Genomic DNA, 19,108 nt, shown 5'->3' with positions numbered 1-19,108 from the left:
AGGTGAGGCTAACCTAAGTGACCGTGTCGGAGGTTCGTCAAGTGGCTACCGGGGTTCGCCCTCCCGGCGCTCGTGCACGCCGGATGCGATGGGCGGCGCTCGTTCTGGCGGCGGCGGTGATCAGCTCGGTGCTGCTCAGCCTCGCCGTCGGCAGCCGCAACATCGGCGTCGGCGAGGTGCTCCGGGCGGTGCTCTCCGACCTGGACAGCGACAACGCCACCGTGATCCGGAGTCAGCGGGTGCCGCGGACGATCCTCGGGGTTCTCGCCGGCGCCGCCCTCGGGATGGCCGGCGCGTTGATGCAGGGCCACACCCGGAATCCGCTGGCCGACCCGGGGCTGTTCGGTGTGAGCGCCGGGGCGTCGTTCGGCGTCGCGGTGCTGGTGTTCGGGCTGGGCATCGAAGCGCCCGGCGCGCAGGCCACGGCGGCGCTGGTCGGTGCGGCCGCGGCGACGGCCGCGGTGTTCCTGGTGGGGTTGCGCAGCCTGCACAGCGGGGCGCTGGTGATGCTCGCGGTGGTCGGCACCACGCTGTCCGCGTTACTCGTGGCGCTGACGATGGCGATGATCCTGCTCGACCGGCGGACGCTCAACGTGCTGCGGTTCTTCGAGGTGGGCTCGATCGCGAACCGGGAAGATCAGGTGCTGCTGACCGTGGCGCCGCTGCTGGTGGTGGGTGCGGTGCTCGCGCTCGCCAACGGTTTCGCGCTGAACCAGCTCGGGCTCGGCGTCGAGATCGCCCGGGTCCTGGGCGCGCGGGTCCGCACCGCCCGGGTCGTGGGCATCCTGGCGATCACGCTGCTCATCGGCCCCGCCACCGCACTGTGCGGCCCGATCGTCTTCGTGGGGCTCGTCGCACCGCACGCCGCACGCCGGATCACCGGGCACGACTACCGCTGGCTGGTGCCGCTCGCCGGACTGATCGGCGTGGTGCTGCTACTCGTCGCGGACGTGGTGGGGCGGGTGTGCGCGCCGCCGGGCGAACTGGAGGCCGGCATCGTGATGGCCGCGATCGGCGCGCCCGTCCTCATCGGACTGACCCGGCGACGCCGGGTGGTGGCGTTGTGAGCGCCACCACCCGGAACGCGGGCGGCGTCCGCGTCGGCGACCGCGACCCGGTGGGCCGCGCACGGGCGACCGGACGGCGCGGGATCCGGATCGGACCGGTCGGGATCCGGTTCCGGCGACGCGCGGCGATCGTCACGCTCGTGCTGCTGGTGTTGACGACCGCGGTCGGCACCGTCGGGATGTTCACCGGCACCCTCGACTTCCCGCCCGACCGGGTCTGGGCCGCGCTCCGCGGCGACGGGACCAGGATCGAGAACCTCGTCCTGCTCGACGGGCGCTTGGCCCGCGTCGCGCTGGGCGCGCTCGTCGGTCTGCTGCTCGGCATCTCCGGCGCGCTCACCCAGACGCTGACCCGGAATCCGATCGCCAGCCCCGACATCCTCGGTGTCACCGCCGGAGCGGGGCTGTTCGCGGTCGTCTTCGTCACCAACCCGGCGGCGCTCTCGGCGGTCGGCATCCCGGTACGCGTCGGCTTACCCACCGCCGCCGTCCTCGGAGCCTCGGTGACGACCGGGCTGATCCTGGCGCTCTCCTGGCGCGTCGGGTTCGACGGGTTCCGGCTGGTGCTCGTCGGTCTCGGGGTCAACGCGATCGCGATCGCCGGAACGTCGTGGCTGCTCACCCGGGCGACGCTGGAGGAAGCCGCGGTCGCCCAGCGGTGGCTCACCGGCTCGCTGGACGGCGCCGAACCCGCCGACCTCTGGATCGCGGCGCCGTTCGCGCTGCTCGGCGTGGTGGCCTGCGTCCGGCTCGCGGCGCCGCTGCACTCGGTCCGGCTCGGACGGGAACTCGCCGCCGGGCTGGGTGCGCGCCCCGCCGTGGTGGAAGCGTCGGCGCTGGGCGTCGCGGTCGTGCTCGCGGCGGCCGCGGTCGCGGTCGCGGGCCCGATCGGGTTCGTCGCGTTTGTCGCGCCGCAGGCCGCGATGCGGCTGTTCGGCACCGCGGGCCCGCCGCCGCTGGCCGCCGGCCTCACCGGCGCGCTGCTGGTCACCGCCGCGGACCTGACCGCGCAGCGCCTTCCGGTCGAGGTGCCGGTCGGCGTCGTCACGTCCGTCGTGGGTGCGCCCGCGCTGTTGCTGTTGCTGGCCCGGTACGCAAGGAGAACCCATGCCTGAGGACGCCTGCCTGGCCACGGACGGTGTGCACGCCGGGTACGGTGGCGCGGCCGTACTGCACGACGTCGACGTGACGATCCCGCGCGGCCGGGTGACGACGATCGTCGGGCCGAACGGCTGCGGCAAGTCGACGCTGCTGCGGGTACTCGCGCGGCTGCTGCCCCCGGCGTCCGGACACGTCTTTCTGGACGGGGAGCCGATCACCGGCCTGCGGGCACGCGACCTCGCGAAACGGCTGGCGATGCTGCCGCAGAACCCGGTCGCACCCGAGGGCATGACGGTCGCCGACCTGGCCGCACGCGGCCGGGCACCGCACCAGCCCTGGTACCGCCAGTGGTCGCCGGGCGACGAGGAGATCACCGCGGACGCGATGGCCGCGACCGGCGTCCTCGACCTGGCCGACCGTCCGCTCGACGAGCTGTCCGGCGGTCAGCGGCAGCGGGCCTGGATCGCGCTGTCGCTGGCGCAGCAGACCGACGTGCTCCTGCTGGACGAGCCGACCACGCACCTCGACCTGGCGCACGCCGTCGAGGTGCTGGAGCTGGTCACCCGGCTACGCGACGAGACCGGGCGGACGATCGTGCTGGTGCTGCACGACCTGAGCCTCGCCGCCCGGTACAGCGATCAGCTGGTCGTGCTGCGTGAGGGGCGGGTGCACACGACCGGCGCGCCGGGCGAGGTCATGACGCCGGAGCTGCTGCGGGACGTGTTCGGCCTGGCCGCGCACGTCTTTCCCGACCCCGTCGACGGGCTGCCGACCGTGGTGCCCGCTCGCGCCTTGACCTGAAGCGAACTTCAGCTTCTACGGTGCTGGCCATGACTGAGGCACCCCCGCAACTCACGCAGCCGCTCGACGCCGACGACGTGACGGCGCTCCGCCGGATCGTCCAGGACGTCGAGGACGGCTTCAACACGAACGAGCCCGCGCTGCTGTCCGTCCACATCGCCGAGGACGCGGTCATCGGCACCGCCGGCGGGGCCTGGGTGACCGGCCGCGCGGCGATCGACGAGGCCAACCGGGCCGGGCTCGCCGGATTCCTGCGGGACGCCACCGCGCACTACGAGGTCTCCGGCGCCGTCGCGGTGGCGCCCGACGTCGCGGTGGCGCAGAAGCGCGCCTGGTCGACGCGGGCAGCGGCCGAGGCGGGCGAGCCGCCGGAGATGCTCGCGCTCTACGTCTTCGTTCGGCGGGACGGCCGCTGGTGGATCGTCCGGCGCCAGAACACGTTGGTGCCGTAGAACGGGGAGATCGTCACGGTCGTCCGGCCGGTGTGATCCGCCCCCGAGCGCCGAAACGCCTTTCCAGTCGCCGGTTTCGGCGCTGCGCCGAAACGCCGCTCTGAATTCTCGCGACGAGCTCTTCGAGGCTGCCCATGAACACGTCGGGATCGCTGTCGCGCAGCGCCCTCTCGCCGTCGACGTGCGCGGCGACGGCATTCCAGGTGGTCAGCGGCGCATTCCCCGACCCGCGCCGACCGGGGAAAGCGGCCCCGTTCGGGCTAGCCATAGCTGCCCCAACCGGGCCCGCTCCCCCGGGGGCGGCGGCCCGCCACCTGGGGTGAACCGGCGGCGGCTGGGGGGCGTGTCTCCACCAGGTAGCTGTTCCCGCTCGACAAACCGAAACCGATTCGTTTACGGTCACCGCCAGCCCCTCGAGTGCTCAGGAGTGCACATGGCGATCACCGGTCGGACCGGCACCACGACGCACTCCGGCACCGTGCCCACCACCGCCCGGATCGGCGGCGCCCGCACCCGCGCGGAGGCCGCGTGAACGCCCCCGACCTGGTCGTCCTCGCCGACCGCATCCATCCGCTGGACGCGGCAGGCCCGGACCACACCGCGCTGGCCGTCACCGGCGGCGTGATCAGCGCGCTCGGTACCCGCGCGGACGTGCGGGACTGGCGCGGCAACCACACCGAGATCGTCGAACTCGGCGCCGCCACGCTCACGCCGGGCCTCGTCGACGGCCACTCCCACCCGGTTCTGGGCCTGGACCTGTCCCGCGGCGTCGACCTGTCCGCGGTGTCCACGATCGACGAGCTGGTCCGCGCACTTCGCACGGCGCCCCGGACCGGCTGGGTCACCGGCTGGGGGCTCGACCCGAACACGTTCGGCGGCGCGCCGATCACGTCCGCGCCGCTGGTGGCGGCCCTCGGACCGGACGTCCCCGCCTACCTGACCCTGTTCGACGCCCACTCCGCGCTGGTCAGCCCCCGCGCCCTGGAGCTGGCCGGGATCACCGGACCGCGCACGTTCGGCTCCGGCGCGAGCGTCGTCTGCGACGCGGCCGGGCACCCGACCGGGCACCTGCTCGAACTCGACGCGATGGAGCTGGTGCGGGCACTGCTGCCCGCCGACGACCCGGCCGACCGGCAGCAGCGCCTGAGCGACCTGCTGCGGCGGATGGCCGCGTCCGGTTACACCGCCGCGAACGCGATGGACTTCGAGGGTGATGCGCTCGACCTGTTCCGCGCGCTGGAGGACGCCGGTTCGCTCCCGATGCGCTGGCGCTTCGCGCCGTTTGTCATGCCTGCCACGTCCGCGGCCGATCTGGCTCGCGTCCTCGAACAACAACGGCTATGCGGACGCCGCTGGCGCGTCGACGGCGCAAAATTCATGATCGACGGGACGATCGACGGCGGCACCGCGTGGCTGACCGAACCGGACACACACGGCGAGTCGGTCGCCCCGTTCTGGCCCGACCCGGCCGAGTACACCGCAGCCGTCCACCACCTGGCCGCGCACGGCGTCCCGACCGTGACCCACGCGATCGGGGACGCCGGGATCGCACACGTGCTCGACACGCTCACCGGCGCCCCGCGAACGCCGGTGCCGCACCGGATCGAGCACCTGGAGGCGATGCCGGCCGACCTCCTGCCGCGATTCCGTCGGCTCGACGTCACCGCGAGCATGCAGCCGACGCACTGCACCCACTACACCCGCGCCGACCAGAGCGACAACTGGTCCGAGCGGCTCGGCTCCGAGCGGGCCGGGCGCGCGTTCCGCTGCCGGGACCTGCGCGAACAGGGCGCCCGCCTCGCGCTCGGCTCGGACTGGCCGATCGCGCCGTTCGACCCGCGAGCGATCCTCGCCGACGCGCAGCTCCGCCGCCCCGCCGGCCGCGGCGACGTCGCCCCGGTGTTGCCCGGGCAGGCGCTGACCGCGCGGATGGCGCTCGAAGGCTTCACGACCGAGGCCGCCACCGCTGCGGGTCTCGGCGACCGTACCGGCCGGCTCCGCCCCGGCTTCGCCGCGGACCTGACGGCCTTCGGCCTCGACCCGCTAACCGCACCCCCGGACGAGTTCGCGCAGGCGCCGGTGCTGCTGACCGTCGTCGACGGGGACGTCGTCCACCGCGCCGAGGAGGTGCCGGCATGACGCTGATGCCCGCCGAGTGGGCGCCGCACGACGCGACCTGGATGGCGTTCCCGACTCCCAATGCGACCGTGGGCGAGGACGGCAGCCCGACGCTGGACGCCGCGCGCCGGGCCTGGAGTGCGGTGGCGCGGGTGATCGCCGAATCGGAGCCGGTACACCTGCTCGTCTCGCCCGCCGACCGGGACGCCGCCGAGGAGTTGCTCGGCGGCGTGGTCAAGATCCTCGAGGCCGACCTGGACGACGCCTGGCTGCGGGACAGCGGCCCGACGTTCGTCCGCTCCGGGCCCGAGTTGCGCGCGGGAGGCGAGCTGCGCGCGGTGAGCTGGCGCTTCAACGGCTGGGGCGCTCAGCCGTGGGCCACCTGGGAGCACGACGCGCGGGTCGCCTCGCGGGTCGCCGGTCTGGTGGGCGCGCCGCTCGACCGGTCACCGCTGACCCAGGAGGGCGGCGGGTTCCACGTCGACGGCGACGGCACGGTCCTGCTCACCGACACCGTCCAGCTCGACCCGGCCCGCAACCCCGGCTGGACCCGCGCGGACGTCGAAGCCGAGATCCACGCGCGTCTCGGCACGAGCACCGCGATCTGGTTACCCCGCGGGCTGACCGCCGACTACGGCGAGTTCGGCACCCGCGGCCACGTCGACATCGTCGCCGCGTTCACCCGGCCCGGCACCGTCGTCGTGCACACCCAGGCCGACCCCGGGCACCCCGACCACGAGGTCACCGCCGAGGTCACCGAGATCCTCCGCACGGCCGTCGACGCCCGCGGCAGGCGCCTGGAGGTGCTGGAGCTGCCCGCGCCGACGGTTGCCGAGGTCGGCGGACGCCTGGTCGACTACTCCTACGTCAACCACTACGTCGCCAACCGCGTCGTCGCGCTCTGCGCGTTCGACGACCCGCACGACGCCGTGGCCGCCGACGTCCTGGCCCGCGCCTACCCCGACCGGCGCGTCGTGCTCGTGGACGCCCGCGACATCTTCCGCTTCGGCGGCGGCGTCCACTGCATCACCCAGCAGCAGCCTGCCGTCCGCCCCTCGTCAGGAGAAGTTCGATGGACCTGATCGTCGCCGCACCCACCGAATCCCCCGCGCGCGTGAGCGCGCCCGAGCGCGCGCCGCTGCCGGTCGGCCTGGTCCAGACCCGCTGGCACGCCGACGCCGCCGAGCACCGGGCCGTCCTGCGGGAAGGGGTGCTGGTCGCCGCCGCGGCCGGCGCGGAGGTCGTTTTCCTGCCGGAGCTCACGCTGTCCCGGTACCCGGCCGACACCCGGCCCGAGGGTGACGCCACCGCGACCGCCGAGGATCTGGAGACCGGGCCGACCCGCGCGTTCGCCGCGGAGACCGCCAAGGAGGCCGGTGTCGCGGTGCACGCGTCGCTGTTCGAGCGCTCCCCCGGCGACGACGGGCTGGGCTACGACGACGGGCTGGGCTACAACACCGCGATCCTGGTCGCCCCGGACGGCTCGCTGCTCGGCCGCCGCCGCAAGACCCACATCCCGAAGACCGCCGGGTACTACGAGGACCTCTACTTCCGGCCCGGCCCGGACGACGCGGACGCGTACGCGCCGATCGACGTGAACGGCGCCCGCATCGGCCTGCCGACGTGCTGGGACGAGTGGTTCCCCGAGGTGGCCCGGGCGTACGCGTTGCAGGGCGCCGACGTGCTGGCCTACCCGACCGCGATCGGCTCCGAGCCCGACCACCCGGACTTCGACACCGCGCCGCTCTGGCGGCACGTCATCGTCGGCCACGGGATCACCAACGGCACGTTCATGGTCGTGCCGAACCGCTGGGGCGACGAGGGCCTGGTCAGCTTCTACGGCTCGTCGTTCATCTCCGATCCGTACGGCCGCATCCTGGCCGAAGCGCCCCGGGCCGGGGACGCCGTCCTGGTCGCGCGGCTCGACCTCGACCAGCGGCGCGACTGGCTCACGCTCTTCCCGTTCCTGGAGACTCGGCGTCCGGAGACCTACCGCGCGCTGACCGCCCCGAGGAGCTGACCGGACCGTGCCCCGCCCGAGCGTCCCCCTGCTCTCCCGCGACCAGATCGCGATCGCGGCGCTCGCCCAGCTCGACGAGTCGGGAACGCTGACGCTGCCGAAGCTCGCGTCCGGTCTGAACGTGAGCGTCTCGTCGATCTACCACCACTTCGCCGGTGGGCGGGAGGAGATCATCGAGCGGATCCGGGGCCTGCTCACCGGCGAGTGGCCGAGCCCGCTCGACGAGGACCTCGACTGGCGGGACTACGCGGAGCAGTGGGCGCACGGTTACCGGGCAGCCATGGCGCGCCACCCGCACGTGGTGCCGCTGCTGACGCTGCAGACCGTGTCGGCGCCGGAGACCCTGGCCAGCTACGAGGCGCTCGCGCGGGTGCTCCGGCGAGCCGGTTTCGCCGACGAGGACCTGCTGCACGCGGTCAGCGTCCTGGACTGTTTCATCCTGGGGTCGGCCCTGGACGCCAGCGCTCCGCTGGACGTCTGGGCCGACTCGGGCGATCCGGGCTCCGCGCTGCGGGCCGCGATCGCCGTGACCCGGACCCAGCCCGGGGACCGGTCGCTGCGCTCGTTCGAGCTGGGCCTGCACGCGCTGCTGGCCGGTCTCGCCGAGTTGCTGCGGGTCAGCCCGCCGGGACCGCGCGGAAGACGATCGTCGTGCTGAAGGACGTCCCGTCGATCTGGTACGCGAAGCAGCCGGGGCCGCTGACCGTCGTCGTCGCAGGCAGGTCGTTCTCGGGTTCGCTCAGCTCGGCGAAGTACCCGCCGTCTCGCCGGGTGCCGGTGTAGCTGAACTGGGCACTGGCGGAGCCGGTGCCGTCGATCCGGTCGGCACGGATCAGGACCGGCCCGACGTAGCCGACCGCGAGCCACCGGACCTTCTTGTCGTACGCGCCGCCCGGGGTCCGGTCGTCCGGCCGCAGGTCGAGGGTTGCGCTGGCGGCCATGAAGTAGTCGGCGATCGGGTACAGCGGCCCGTCGCCGAGCACGTTCGTGGCGACGCCGAACGGCTTGGTCCAGCGCTGCGGGGACGTCGTCGGGCACTGCTCGCCCGGCGCGACACGCGGCAGCCGTAACAGGGCCGGGGTGAACGGGCCGGCCGAGGGGGTTTCGCGCGACGGGGACGGCGCGGCGCGGGGCGCCTCGTCGTCGCAGGCAGTCGCCGCCACCGCCAGCACCGCGAGCAGCGCCGCTCGCCTCCGGAACCGCATCCTCCGACTATCGACCCGTTCCGCGACGCGAGACGAGCTTTCCGCGAAACCGGGGCCGCATCGTTCCTGGGGAAGGATGGTGGGGTGACCGTTGCGCGTTCGCTGGTGCTCTTCGCCCTGGCCGCCCTCGCCGAGATCGGCGGAGCCTGGCTGATCTGGCAGGGCTGGCGGGAACACCGCGGGCTGCTCTGGATCGCCGCAGGCATCGTCGCGCTCGGGGCGTACGGCTTCGTCGCGACGTTCCAGCCGGATCCGAACTTCGGCCGGATCCTGGCTGCCTACGGCGGCGTTTTTGTTGCCGGATCCCTGGCCTGGGGCATGGTCGTCGACAAGTTCCGGCCCGACCGGTGGGACGTGCTCGGCGCGCTGATCTGCCTGGTCGGCGTCGCGGTGATCATGTACGTCCCGCGCGAGGGCTGACCACTTCCTTAGTACATACGATCGAGAAAATGTCGTAGGGTGCTGGTATGGCACCTTCCCCGCCGGCTGAGCGTCAGCAGCCGTTCCTCACCGCGGAAGAGAACTTCGAGGAGGCGCTCACGCTCCCGGCCAGCCTGGTGGGGCACGGTGACTTTTTCACGCTCCGCGTCCGCGGCGACTCGATGATCGAGGCCGCGATCTGCGACGGGGACATCGTCGTCGTGCGGCGGCAGCCGACCGCCGACAACGGCGCGATCGTCGCCGCGATGCTCGACGGCGAGGCCACGGTCAAGGTGCTGCAGGTGACCGACGGCCACGTCCGGCTGCTCCCGCGCAACCCGCACTACCCGCCGGTCGACGCCGACGACGCCACGATCCTGGGCCTGGTCGTCAGCATTCTGCGCCGCCTGCGCTAGCGCGGTGTGGTCCCCGCCGTCCAGGGCCGGAGCTTCTCGGGGTTGAGCACGGCCCAGATGTGCCGGATCCGGTCGCCGACGACGTCGAACGCCAGCACCGCCACCGGAACGTCGTCCGCGAGGACCACCAGACCCGGCTGACCGTTGACCGTGCGCTCCAGGAAGGTCAGGCCGGACGTGGCACGACCCGCGAAGAACCCGGCGATCTCGCCGGCGCCCTCGATCGGGCGGAGCACCGCGTGCGCGCGTCCCCCGCCGTCGCCGACCGCGGTCGCGTCGGGCGTGAGCAGGCCGACCAGCGCGTTGATGTCCTTGGCTTCCCAGGCGGCTTTGAACTGCTTGACGACGCCGGCCTGCTCGACGCTCGGGGTGGCGGGGGTTTGCGCGGTACGGACGCGGCGGCGGGCGGAGGAGGCCAGCTGGCGGCAGGCCGCGGGGGTTCGTCCGACGATCTCGGCGACGTCGGCGAACGGATAGCGGAAGACGTCGTGGAGTACGAACGCGACGCGTTCGGCCGGTGTCATCGCGTCGAGCACGACGAGGAAGGCCATCGTCACCGACTCGTCGAGCGTGACCCGGTCGGCCGGGTCGGTCCCGCCGATCCACTCCGCGGGATCGGGCAGCGGCTCCGGGATCCACTCACCGACGTAACGCTCCCGCCGCACCCGCGCGGACCCGAGCACGTCGAGGCAGATCCGGCCGACGACCGTCGTCAGCCAGGCGGCCGGCGCGGCGATCGCGTCCCGCTGATGCGGGGTCAGCGCGTACCAGCGGGCGTAGGCCTCCTGGACGGCGTCCTCGGCATCGGCCAGCGAGCCGAGGAGCCGGTACGCGACGTTGATCAGCGCGGGTCGTTCGCTCGTCGGGATCGTCATCGTGCTCCTTCGTCGTCCTCTTCCCTACGACGAAGCACCGCGTCCGAACGTCAGGCCCTCACACTTCGCGCCGCCGTCTCGTCGTACCGGTGCACCGTTCCACCGAGCCATGTGGAGACCTCTCATGCAACCCGTCAACGCCGCGATCATCTACTACAGCGCCACCGGCACCGTGCACACGCTGGCCAGGGCCGTCGCCGAGGGCGCGGAGAAGGCGGGCGCGACCGTCCGGCTGCGCAAAGTGGCCGAGCTCGCACCCGCGGAGGCGATCAGCACCAGGCCGGAGTGGGTCCAGCACCTCGAGGACACCGCCGACGTCCCCGAGGCCACGCTCGACGACCTGGCCTGGGCCGACGTCGTGCTGTTCGGGACGCCCACCCGCTTCGGCAACGTGTCGTACCAGCTCAAGGCGTTCCTGGACACCACGGGCCCGCTCTGGTTCCAGGGCGCGCTCGCCGGCAAGGTCTACTCGGCCTTCACCGCGTCCAACACCGCCCACGGCGGTCAGGAGAGCACGCTGCTGGCGCTGGGCAACGTGTTCTACCACTGGGGCGGGATCATCGTGCCGCCCGGTTACACCGACCCGATCCAGTTCCGGTCCGGGAACCCGTACGGCACCTCCCACGTCGCCGGCGACGGCCCGCCCACCGACGTGATCCTGCACGCCGCACGGCACCAGGCGCAGCGTGCCGTCGACACCGCGACCGCGCTCAAGGCGTCCGCTTGACACCGCCTCCAAAAGTGGAGGTTACTGTTATCTGACAGTAACCCCCAAGAGGAGGACGCCCATGCAATCGACCGGCCGATGGTGGGCTCTGGCCGCTCTCAACCTCGGTGTCCTCGTCGTCGGGCTCGACGGCACGGTCCTGTCCGTCGCGCTGCCGACGCTCGCCGGCGCACTCGACGCCTCCCAGTCCGACCTCGTTTGGTTCTCGTCCGGTTATCTGCTCGTGCTCGCGGCGGCGGTCCTGCCGGTCGGCGTGCTCGGCGACCGGTTCGGCCGCAAGAAGGTCCTGCTGACGTCGCTCGTCGGGTTCGGCGTCGGGTCGGCGATCTGCGCCTACGCGCCGTCGGTCGGTGTCTTCCTCGGCGGGCGGGCGCTGCAGGGCCTGTCGGGAGCCGGCATCACGGTGATGGCGCTCTCCGCCCTCGTCGTGCTGTTCCCCGCGGCCGAGCGGCCTCGGGCCGTCGCCGTCTACCAGGCAGCGAACTTCCTCTCGTTGCTGCTGGGGCCGTTGCTCGGCGGCTGGATGCTCGACCGCTTCTGGTGGGGCTGGGTGTTCCTTCTCAACGTGCCGGTCGTCCTGGTCGCCCTCGGCGTCGGCGTCCTGCTGATCCCGGAGTCGAGGGCGGCCGAGCGTCCCGGCCTCGATCCGCTCGGCACCGTCACGTCCGCTCTCGGGCTGGTGCTGACGATCGGCGGCGTGATCCGCGCCGGGCAGCACGGCTGGGACGACGCCGGAACGCTGGCGCTGCTGGGTGGCGGTCTCGTAGCGCTCGTCGGATTCGCCGGGTGGGAACGCCGCGGGGCCGCTCGTCCGCTGATCGACCGGGCGCTGTTCGGCTCGGCGACGTTCCTCCGCGGGTCGGCGCTCGTGGCCGTCGCCGGTCTGGCCATGATCGGCACGCTGTTCACGCTTCCGCAGTTCTTCCAGGACGTGCGCGGCGCAGAGCCGATCCACTCCGGACTCTCGCTGCTCCCGCTGATCGCGGGAACGGTCCTGGGCGCCGGTCTGAGCGCTCCGCTCGGGCGTACGGCCGGCGTGCGGCCGACGGTCGCAGCCGGCTTCCTCGTCCTGGCCGCCGGGCTTCTCCTCGGCACCACGACCGACGTCGACTCGGGCTCGTGGTGGATCGGCGCCTGGACCTGCGTCCTGGGCGTCGGCACCGGCATGGTCCTGACCGCGGCCACGTCCGCTGCGCTCTCCGGCCTCGACGCCGAGCACAGCGGCGTGGGCTCGGCCGTGGTGCAGGCCTTCAACAAGACCAGCGGCCCGTTCGGCGCGGCGATCTCCGGCAGCATCGTCGTCGCGGTCTACCAGGACCGGCTCGAGACGTCCGGGGTGACCGAGGCGGCGCGTCGCGGCCTGGCCGACGGCCTCGACGTGGCGAGCCGGACGGGATCCGACGCTGTTCACGACGCGGTGCTCGGCGCGTTCGTGGCAGGATTCCGGACGTCCCTGCTGGTCTCCGCAGCCATCGCGGTGGCGGGCGCCATCGCCGCGGCGGTGTTGCTCCCGCGCAGGGACACAACCGACCATCCGGCGCGGAGGGAACACATGGATGCCGCCCACGGCTGAGGGCCCCACGCTCGGCCTCCGCGAGCGGAAGAAGGCCCGCACGCGCGCCGCGATCCAGACGCACGCCCTGCGCCTGTTCCGGGCGCAGGGCTATCAGGCCACGACCGTCGAGCAGATCATCACCGCGGCCGAGGTGTCGGAGACGACGTTCTTCCGGTACTTCCCCACCAAGGAGGACGTCGTCCTGCAGGACGACTTCGACCCGGTGATCGTCAAGACGCTCCTGCGGCAACCAGCCGAATCGTCACCGGTGGAGGCGGTCCGGCGCGCGCTCCGCGCTCACTTCGACACGCTCACCCCCGAGCAGTCGGACGAGATGCGCGAGCGACTGAGGCTCGTCATCGCGGAGCCCGCACTGCGGGCGGCGATGCTCGACCAGATGACGCAGACCATGCGCCTGATCGCGGAGGCGTTCGCCGAGCGCACCGGCCGGGAGCACACCGATCTCGCGGTCCGCGCCACGGCCGGTGCGGTGATGGGCGCGCTGATCGCCGCGCTCGACGCGTGGGCCGACGACCCCGACAATGACCTCCCGACGATCGTCGACGCGGCCCTCGGCCACCTGGAGCACGGCCTGACGCGGTAGGAAGGACGACCATGGACTGCGTGTTCTGCGCGATCGTGCGCGGGGAGAGCCCGGCGAGCCTCGTCCACGCCGACGACGACGTGCTCGCGTTCCTCGACATCCGCCCGGTGACCCCGGGGCACCTGCTCGTCATCCCGCGTCGGCACGCCGTCGGGCTGTCCGACCTCCCGACCGAGCTCGGCCCGGCGATCTGGGGCACGGCCCAGCGGCTCGCCGGGGCGCTCCGCGGCTCCGGCGTGCGCTGCGACGGCGTCAACCTGTTCCTGGCCGACGGGGAGCCGGCCGGCCAGGAGGTCTTCCACGTCCACCTGCACGTCGTCCCGCGCTTCGCCGGCGACGGCTTCCGCCTCGACGCGCAGTGGCGCTTCCCGGCCCGCTCGGAGCTGGACATGACCGCAGAGCAGATCCGCCAGGCTCTACCCGATTGAGCCACGTCACACGCGGACCGTGAGACGGAGCCGGACGGGTATTACCGACGGCGCCGACGGCGTTGTACCGAATGTGCCGGCGACGCATCGCCGCCGCGTCAGCGCCCGACTCGTACGACCCCGGAGGTAACCGGCCATGCCCGTCCCGCTCTCGATCCTCGACCTGGCCCCGGTCGCTGCCGGCGAGTCCGCCACCGCCGCGATCGCCGCGAGCGTCGCGCTGGCCCGGACCGCGGAGGAGCACGGCTACCAGCGGGTCTGGTACGCCGAGCATCACAACATGCCGTCGATCATGTCGTCGGCGACCAGCGTCCTGATCTCGCACGTCGGCGCGCAGACCAGCCGCATCCGGCTCGGCGCGGGCGGCATCATGCTGCCCAACCACGCCCCGCTGACGATCGCCGAGCAGTTCGGCACGCTCGCCGCGATGTACCCCGGCCGCATCGACCTGGGCCTCGGCCGCGCGCCGGGCTCCGACCAGAACACGATGTACGCGCTGCGGCGCGATCCGCGGTCGGCCGACTCGTTCCCGCAGGACGTCCAGGAGCTGCAGGGGTACCTCACCGGCAACACGCGGGTCGCGGGCGTCAACGCCTATCCCGGTAAGGGTTCGGACGTCCCGCTCTACCTCCTGGGCTCGTCGCTGTTCGGCGCCCAGCTCGCCGCGGCTCTCGGACTGCCCTACGCGTTCGCATCCCACTTCGCGCCGCAGGCGTTGCACCAGGCGGTCGCGGTCTACCGGCGGGAGTTCCGGCCCTCCGAGCAACTGGCCGAGCCGTACGTGATCGCCGGGGTCAACGTGCTGGCCGCCGACTCCGACGAGGACGCCCGGCGCCAGCTCGAGCTCACCCGCCGCCTCCGCGCCCGCGCGCTGTTCGGCCGGGGCCGGAACCTCACCGACGCCGAGACCGACGAGCTGCTGCAGTCCGGTGCCGCCCAGCACGTCGACCAGATGCTGACCTACTCCGCGGTCGGCACGCCCGGTGACGTCCGGACCTACCTGGAAGGCTTCCGCGAGGAAGCCGACGCGGACGAGCTGATCACCGCGCACCAGTCGCCGAACACCGAGGGCCGCCTCCGCTCGGTCGAGCTGCTCGCCAAGGCGTGGATCAACGCATAAGGCCGGGATCAACGCATAAGGCCGGGATCAACGCATAAGGCCGGGATCAACGCGTAGAGGCGGGGATCAGCGCGTAGCGCCGAACTCGTACGCGCCGAGGTCGGGCCCGGCGCCGACCGGACGCGCGGCGCCGGTGACGTCGAACGCCGGCGCCCGCGCCGGCGTCGCCGCGTCGATCGCGGGCGAGCTCTCCTTGAGCCGAACGTCTCCGGCGGCGAGGTCGACGAACTCCGGATCCGACGTCAGGTTGTTGCTCATCGTGATGCCGGGGACGTCGTACAGCGGGTTGCCGTACACGATGTTGTTCGTCGCGACGGAGTTGCTCACCGTGCCGTTGTCGACCCGGATCGCGGCCCGGCCGTTGCGGTAGATCGTGTTGTTGTAGATCGCGACGTTCGTGTAACCACCGACCCAGAAGTCCACGCCGCCGCCTGGGTTTCCGTGCAGCAGGTTGTTGAAGATCTGGACGTTCCGGGCGGTGCCACCCGACTCGACCGCGAGCCCGATGCCCGACTTCGTCGGTCCCTTCGCGTCGTACACGTCATTGTTGAACACCTGGACGTCGCTCGCGCCGTCGATGTAGATGTTCGGCCCGTTATTCGCGTAGACCCGGTTGTCCTGGATCGTCCCGTCCGTCGTGTCGTTCTTGACGTCGATCCCTTCCTCGAAGTTCTCGTGGACGACGTTGCCCTGGATCCGGAAGTTCGTCGCCTGGTACAGCGTGATGCCCTCGTTCGCGGCGCGGTCGATGTCACCCCCCTCGGCTGCCGCGTTGTTGTGGTGGACGCGGTTGCCGGTGACGATCAGGTCGGCGCCGTCGCCGATCAGGATGCCGCCGTCCTGCGCGTACGAGACCTCGCTGTTCTCCACCACGACATGGCTCGCGTGGCCGGCGTAGATGCCGTGCCGCTGCGACCGGGTCACGGTGAGGCCGGAGATCCGGACGTACTGCTGCTGGTCGAGCGTGATCAGCCCGCGGGTCTCCGACGAGGTGCCCGGCAGCGACCCCTCGCCGTCGAGGACGACCTTCTCTCCCGGCTTCGCGGTGATCGTCAGGTAGGCACCCGGCCGACCGCCCCGGGTCAGGTGCACGACCTCGTGATACGTGCCGCCGGCGATGCGGACGGTGTCGCCGGGACCGGCGTCGTCGACGGCGGCCTGGATCGTCTCGTACTCCCCCTCGGGGCCGACGGTGAGCGTGTGCGCGTCGCCGCGGTCGCTGATCGGGCCGCTCCGACGGCCGTCGCCGCTGTCCGAACCGGTCTGGGTGACGGTCGCGGTGAGCCCGACGGCAGCCGCAGCGACCACCGCCGCTACCCCCCACCAGACCCGTCGACGCCGGCCTGAGCGAGCCTCCGCCGTTGAATTCTTTTCGACCGACCCCTGCGGACGCCGCTCGGACTGCGGAGATACGTGGGGTTGAAAAGAGTTCATGAACCTCCCCTACGCCCGGACCCCGATCCTTTCATGGGGTCCCCAGCGCGCGGAGTCAAGCGACCTGTTCGGCGAAAACCTCCCGCATCGCGCTGGTGAACAGTGCGTTGACGGCGTCCCGGTCGAGACCGGCCGTGTGCGCGTCGGTGAGCCACCCGACCAGCGAGCGGCGCAGGTCGGGATGCGCGTCCAGGGCGGGGGACGCCAGCGAGCGGGTGACGAACGTGCCCTGGCCCTGCCGGGACTCGACCAGGCCCTCGCGTTCCAGCTCGCGGTAGGCCTTGTGGACGGTGTTCGGGTTGATCGCCAGCGCCGCGACCACGGCCCTCGCGGTCGGCAGCTGGTCGCCCGCCTCCAGCACGCCCAGCCGGAGCGCGTCCTTGACCTGCTGGACGAGTTGCAGATACGTGGTCACGCCGGACGCCCGGTCCAGCCGGAACTCGATCATCGGCCCGTTCCTCTCCGCGCCACGACGACAAACGCACCGGCGATCAGCGCGGCCGCGAGCCCGCCGTAGGCCGCGAGCTCGATCCACGGCAGGTCGTCCCGGTGCCACCAGTCCGGTTCCCGCCACCGCACTTCGCCCCCGGCGAACCGCACGACCGCGTAGACCAGCAGCGTGACCACCATCGCCGGCTCCACCCGCCCGATCGCCGCACCGGCGAACACGCCGAGCGCGACCGCGAAACACGCGTACCCGATCGCGGCCACCGACACCACGTCGTGGGTGTAGTGGCCGTCGAAGCGGTCGGCCAGCACTGCCGACAGGATCGCGCGCACGGCCAGGGCGACGCCGATCGTGGCGACCCCCAGCCCCACCAGCGCCGCAGCGAACCACCGCACCCGGGGCACGGTCTGCGTCCAGATCAGATCCGCGGTGTGGTTCTCCAGCGGCCGGGCCAGCAGCGGCGCGCCCCAGAACACTCCCAGCGCCGCCGGCAGGAACGCGGCCAGCGCCCGGGTGTTGCTGGCCGCCAGGAGGTGGAACGTCAGATGGGTCTCGATGTACCCCGCCAGCGCGATGCCGGCGACCACGGCGAGCCCGGCGACCACGATCGACCGCTGCTGCCGCCAGGTGAACCACGCCAGCCCGCTCATGACCGCGGCACCCGTCGGATCATCCACCAGGCCGTCCCGGCCAGCAGTACCGCCGCCGCGAGGTAGGTGTCCAGCACGACGTACCAGGGAAACGTGTCGGTCTCCGTAGCGGCCATCAGCACGGCCACGATCCTCAGCGGGTACGGCACCGCCAGGATGCCGGCCACGGCCGCGGCCACCGCCGGTACCGTCCGGCCGAACACCGCACCGGCGAAGAGCCCCACCGCCACCGCCAACAGGACCATTCCGACGGCGAACGGAATGTCCTCGGGCGTGACGATGCCCCACGCCGAGTACACCCCCGGTTCGATCACGTAGGCGAAGGCCACGTACACGGACGTGGTCGCGACGGCCGCGACGATCAGGACCGGCGCGATCCAGGTCAGCAGCCAGCCGGCCCGCGACACCGACTGCGTATAGGCCAGGTCGACCGTGCGGCGCTGTTGCTCACGGGCCAGCAGCGGCGCGGCCCAGCACGCGCCGAAACCGATCGGCAGCACGTACCACGGCTCGGCGAACGAACCCGCGCGCCACGCCAGTGCGGCGAACTCCGGCGACCGGACGGTGGCACCCCAGACGTAGAACGCGACGACGAGGAGCGCGACGAACACCGCCCAGCGCTGCCTGCGCCAGGCCAGCCGGTGGAGCCCGATCATGCCGGCACCTGGCGCGGACGCGCCGCGACCGTCGCGTCCGGGCTGCGCAGGTAGCCGAGGACGACGTCGGAGAGCGTCACCGGGTGCACGGCCCACCTCGGGTCGACCGGCTCGTCGCGCCACTGGACCAGGGCCGTCGCCTGGCGCTCGGTCGTCCGGGCCGAGACGACCCCGGCGGTGCCCGCGTAGGCCTCGACCGGACCGACCAGCAGGCGGTGGCCGGTCACCAGGTCGTCGATCAGCCCCGCGACCTGGAGCCCCCCGTCGTTCACCAGCAGCAGCGAGTCGCACACGTCGGCGAGCTCGGTCAGCGCGTGCGAGGAGAGCACGACCGTGCAGCCGTGCTCCTCCACCGTCGCCATCAGCTCGCCGAGCAGCGCCGGGCGCGCCAGCGGATCGAGGTCGGCCATCGGCTCGTCGAGCAGGACGACGTCCGCGCGTTTGCCGAGCGCCAGCGCGATCGCCACCTGGGTGCGCTGACCGCCGGACAGGCGGCCGACCGAGCGCTCCAGCGGTATCCCCAGGTCGCGGAGCCGATCGGCGGTGCCGGGCTGGTCGAACGCCGGGTTCGTGACCGCCCCGAACCGGATCATCTCCGCGACCGTGAAGCCGTCGTAGAGCGGCTTGGTCTGCCCGACGTATGCGACGCGGGCGAGTGCCTCGCGGCGGTGCGTCGGTACTCCGTCGATCCGGACGACGCCCTCGGTCGGACGGGTGAGCCCGGCGATCAACCGGAGCAACGTGGACTTTCCGGCACCGTTCGCACCCACGAGCGCCACCACCCGGCCCGGCGGTATCGCGAACGAACAGTTCCGTAAGCCCCACCGACGGCGGCCGTACCGCTTGCCCAGCCCCGTCGCGTCGAGCACCGCGGTCATACGCAGCCTCCTCGAGTCGCCCCCGACAACTACTACGACCGTAGCACTTAAAGTACTAGTGGAATAGTAGAAGTCTGGTTGCACCGAACACCCTTCACAGCTCGCCTACAGCTCTCCCCCATCGCGTCGACAG

The 19,108-nt window shown here is 72.4% G+C and carries 22 protein-coding genes and 1 pseudogene; 15 read left to right on the top strand and 8 right to left on the bottom strand.

Translation table 11 applies throughout. The features are described 5' to 3' along the window. The first annotated feature begins 41 nt into the window (after window positions 1–41). From BUB75_RS40340 to BUB75_RS40325, 4 genes are read left to right on the top strand one after another with little or no spacing between them, the layout of a single operon-like run. Window positions 42–1,067: a FecCD family ABC transporter permease gene (locus tag BUB75_RS40340; RefSeq protein ID WP_218618067.1), complete on the top strand. Its 1,026-nt coding sequence runs from the start codon at window positions 42–44 to the stop codon at window positions 1,065–1,067. Beyond that, entirely contained in the window at window positions 1,064–2,182 is a 1,119-nt protein-coding gene (locus BUB75_RS40335) for a FecCD family ABC transporter permease (RefSeq protein WP_218618066.1), read from the top strand. Before BUB75_RS40340 ends, BUB75_RS40335 begins: the two co-directional genes overlap by 4 nt. Further along, complete coding sequence (locus tag BUB75_RS40330; RefSeq protein ID WP_073265443.1) at window positions 2,175–2,969, top strand: ABC transporter ATP-binding protein; 795 nt, start codon at window positions 2,175–2,177, stop codon at window positions 2,967–2,969. The genes BUB75_RS40335 and BUB75_RS40330 overlap by 8 nt, the downstream gene beginning before the upstream one ends. 29 nt (window positions 2,970–2,998) lie before the next feature. Beyond that, the gene (locus BUB75_RS40325) at window positions 2,999–3,421 is read left to right on the top strand and encodes a YybH family protein (protein WP_073265441.1); all 423 of its coding nucleotides are present in this window, start codon (window positions 2,999–3,001) and stop codon (window positions 3,419–3,421) included. 13 nt (window positions 3,422–3,434) lie between these two features. On the opposite strand, the gene BUB75_RS45870 is transcribed toward BUB75_RS40325, so the two are convergent. After that, window positions 3,435–3,689, bottom strand: a complete 255-nt coding sequence (locus BUB75_RS45870; RefSeq protein WP_143175719.1) for a hypothetical protein — start codon at window positions 3,687–3,689, stop codon at window positions 3,435–3,437. Window positions 3,690–3,949: 260 nt separating this feature from the next. Between BUB75_RS45870 and BUB75_RS40320 the strand changes: the two genes are divergently transcribed. Genes BUB75_RS40320 through BUB75_RS40305 form a run of 4 tightly spaced genes read left to right on the top strand, consistent with a single transcriptional unit; the run spans window position 3,950 to window position 8,217 of the window. Continuing rightward, window positions 3,950–5,560 (top strand): amidohydrolase, encoded by a 1,611-nt coding sequence (locus tag BUB75_RS40320; protein ID WP_073265439.1) that lies wholly within the window; start codon window positions 3,950–3,952, stop codon window positions 5,558–5,560. Further along, window positions 5,557–6,621, top strand: coding sequence for an agmatine deiminase family protein (locus BUB75_RS40315; RefSeq protein WP_073265437.1), 1,065 nt, complete (start codon window positions 5,557–5,559; stop codon window positions 6,619–6,621). The genes BUB75_RS40320 and BUB75_RS40315 overlap by 4 nt, the downstream gene beginning before the upstream one ends. Next, on the top strand, window positions 6,612–7,559 hold the full coding sequence (locus BUB75_RS40310; RefSeq protein WP_073265435.1) for a nitrilase-related carbon-nitrogen hydrolase: 948 nt from the start codon (window positions 6,612–6,614) through the stop codon (window positions 7,557–7,559). Before BUB75_RS40315 ends, BUB75_RS40310 begins: the two co-directional genes overlap by 10 nt. 7 nt (window positions 7,560–7,566) lie before the next feature. Next, the gene (locus BUB75_RS40305) at window positions 7,567–8,217 is read left to right on the top strand and encodes a TetR/AcrR family transcriptional regulator C-terminal domain-containing protein (protein WP_073265433.1); all 651 of its coding nucleotides are present in this window, start codon (window positions 7,567–7,569) and stop codon (window positions 8,215–8,217) included. On the opposite strand, the gene BUB75_RS40300 is transcribed toward BUB75_RS40305, so the two are convergent. Further along, window positions 8,177–8,764 carry a hypothetical protein gene (locus tag BUB75_RS40300; protein WP_073265431.1) on the bottom strand — a complete coding sequence of 196 codons (588 nt, stop codon included), beginning with the start codon at window positions 8,762–8,764 and terminating at the stop codon, window positions 8,177–8,179. The genes BUB75_RS40305 and BUB75_RS40300 overlap by 41 nt on opposite strands. Before the next feature lie 84 nt (window positions 8,765–8,848). Here BUB75_RS40300 and BUB75_RS40295 point away from each other — a divergent pair, with 84 nt between their 5' ends. Further along, window positions 8,849–9,184 carry a YnfA family protein gene (locus BUB75_RS40295; protein ID WP_073265429.1) on the top strand — a complete coding sequence of 112 codons (336 nt, stop codon included), beginning with the start codon at window positions 8,849–8,851 and terminating at the stop codon, window positions 9,182–9,184. An 86-nt stretch (window positions 9,185–9,270) separates the two neighbouring features. Then, window positions 9,271–9,600: pseudogene (gene lexA / locus BUB75_RS40290) on the top strand (transcriptional repressor LexA); the annotation flags it as partial. Here the strand turns inward: lexA and sigJ are convergent. Beyond that, the gene (gene sigJ, locus BUB75_RS40285; protein ID WP_073265425.1) at window positions 9,597–10,475 is read right to left on the bottom strand and encodes an RNA polymerase sigma factor SigJ; all 879 of its coding nucleotides are present in this window, start codon (window positions 10,473–10,475) and stop codon (window positions 9,597–9,599) included. The pseudogene lexA and the gene sigJ sit on opposite strands and share 4 nt — an antisense overlap. Window positions 10,476–10,599: 124 nt before the next feature. Between sigJ and wrbA the strand changes: the two genes are divergently transcribed. From wrbA to BUB75_RS40260, 5 genes are all read left to right on the top strand, one after another. Then, window positions 10,600–11,202: an NAD(P)H:quinone oxidoreductase gene (gene wrbA / locus BUB75_RS40280; protein ID WP_073265423.1), complete on the top strand. Its 603-nt coding sequence runs from the start codon at window positions 10,600–10,602 to the stop codon at window positions 11,200–11,202. 61 nt (window positions 11,203–11,263) lie between these two features. Further along, window positions 11,264–12,775: an MFS transporter gene (locus BUB75_RS40275; protein WP_073265420.1), complete on the top strand. Its 1,512-nt coding sequence runs from the start codon at window positions 11,264–11,266 to the stop codon at window positions 12,773–12,775. Next, entirely contained in the window at window positions 12,759–13,361 is a 603-nt protein-coding gene (locus tag BUB75_RS40270; protein ID WP_073265418.1) for an acyl-CoA-like ligand-binding transcription factor, read from the top strand. Before BUB75_RS40275 ends, BUB75_RS40270 begins: the two co-directional genes overlap by 17 nt. Window positions 13,362–13,372: 11 nt before the next feature. Beyond that, the gene (locus BUB75_RS40265; RefSeq protein WP_073265415.1) at window positions 13,373–13,789 is read left to right on the top strand and encodes an HIT family protein; all 417 of its coding nucleotides are present in this window, start codon (window positions 13,373–13,375) and stop codon (window positions 13,787–13,789) included. A 136-nt stretch (window positions 13,790–13,925) separates the two neighbouring features. Next, window positions 13,926–14,909, top strand: coding sequence for an LLM class flavin-dependent oxidoreductase (locus BUB75_RS40260; RefSeq protein ID WP_073265413.1), 984 nt, complete (start codon window positions 13,926–13,928; stop codon window positions 14,907–14,909). A 66-nt stretch (window positions 14,910–14,975) separates the two neighbouring features. Here BUB75_RS40260 and BUB75_RS40255 read toward each other — a convergent pair whose 3' ends face one another. The 5 genes from BUB75_RS40255 to BUB75_RS40235 all read right to left on the bottom strand — a co-directional run bounded on the left by BUB75_RS40255 (window position 14,976) and on the right by BUB75_RS40235 (window position 18,975). Beyond that, the gene (locus BUB75_RS40255) at window positions 14,976–16,217 is read right to left on the bottom strand and encodes a right-handed parallel beta-helix repeat-containing protein (protein ID WP_073265411.1); all 1,242 of its coding nucleotides are present in this window, start codon (window positions 16,215–16,217) and stop codon (window positions 14,976–14,978) included. Between the two features lie 181 nt (window positions 16,218–16,398). Further along, complete coding sequence (locus BUB75_RS40250) at window positions 16,399–16,791, bottom strand: GntR family transcriptional regulator (protein ID WP_073265409.1); 393 nt, start codon at window positions 16,789–16,791, stop codon at window positions 16,399–16,401. Continuing rightward, window positions 16,788–17,468 carry a hypothetical protein gene (locus tag BUB75_RS40245; protein WP_143175718.1) on the bottom strand — a complete coding sequence of 227 codons (681 nt, stop codon included), beginning with the start codon at window positions 17,466–17,468 and terminating at the stop codon, window positions 16,788–16,790. The genes BUB75_RS40250 and BUB75_RS40245 overlap by 4 nt, the downstream gene beginning before the upstream one ends. Then, window positions 17,438–18,097 carry a hypothetical protein gene (locus BUB75_RS40240; protein WP_073265405.1) on the bottom strand — a complete coding sequence of 220 codons (660 nt, stop codon included), beginning with the start codon at window positions 18,095–18,097 and terminating at the stop codon, window positions 17,438–17,440. The genes BUB75_RS40245 and BUB75_RS40240 overlap by 31 nt, the downstream gene beginning before the upstream one ends. Further along, complete coding sequence (locus tag BUB75_RS40235; protein ID WP_073265403.1) at window positions 18,094–18,975, bottom strand: ABC transporter ATP-binding protein; 882 nt, start codon at window positions 18,973–18,975, stop codon at window positions 18,094–18,096. Before BUB75_RS40235 ends, BUB75_RS40240 begins: the two co-directional genes overlap by 4 nt. Window positions 18,976–19,108 lie beyond the last annotated feature (133 nt).

It is taken from the genome of Cryptosporangium aurantiacum (assembly GCF_900143005.1).
Taxonomy (GTDB): domain Bacteria; phylum Actinomycetota; class Actinomycetes; order Mycobacteriales; family Cryptosporangiaceae; genus Cryptosporangium; species Cryptosporangium aurantiacum.
This window is presented reverse-complemented; position numbering and strand designations above follow the sequence as displayed.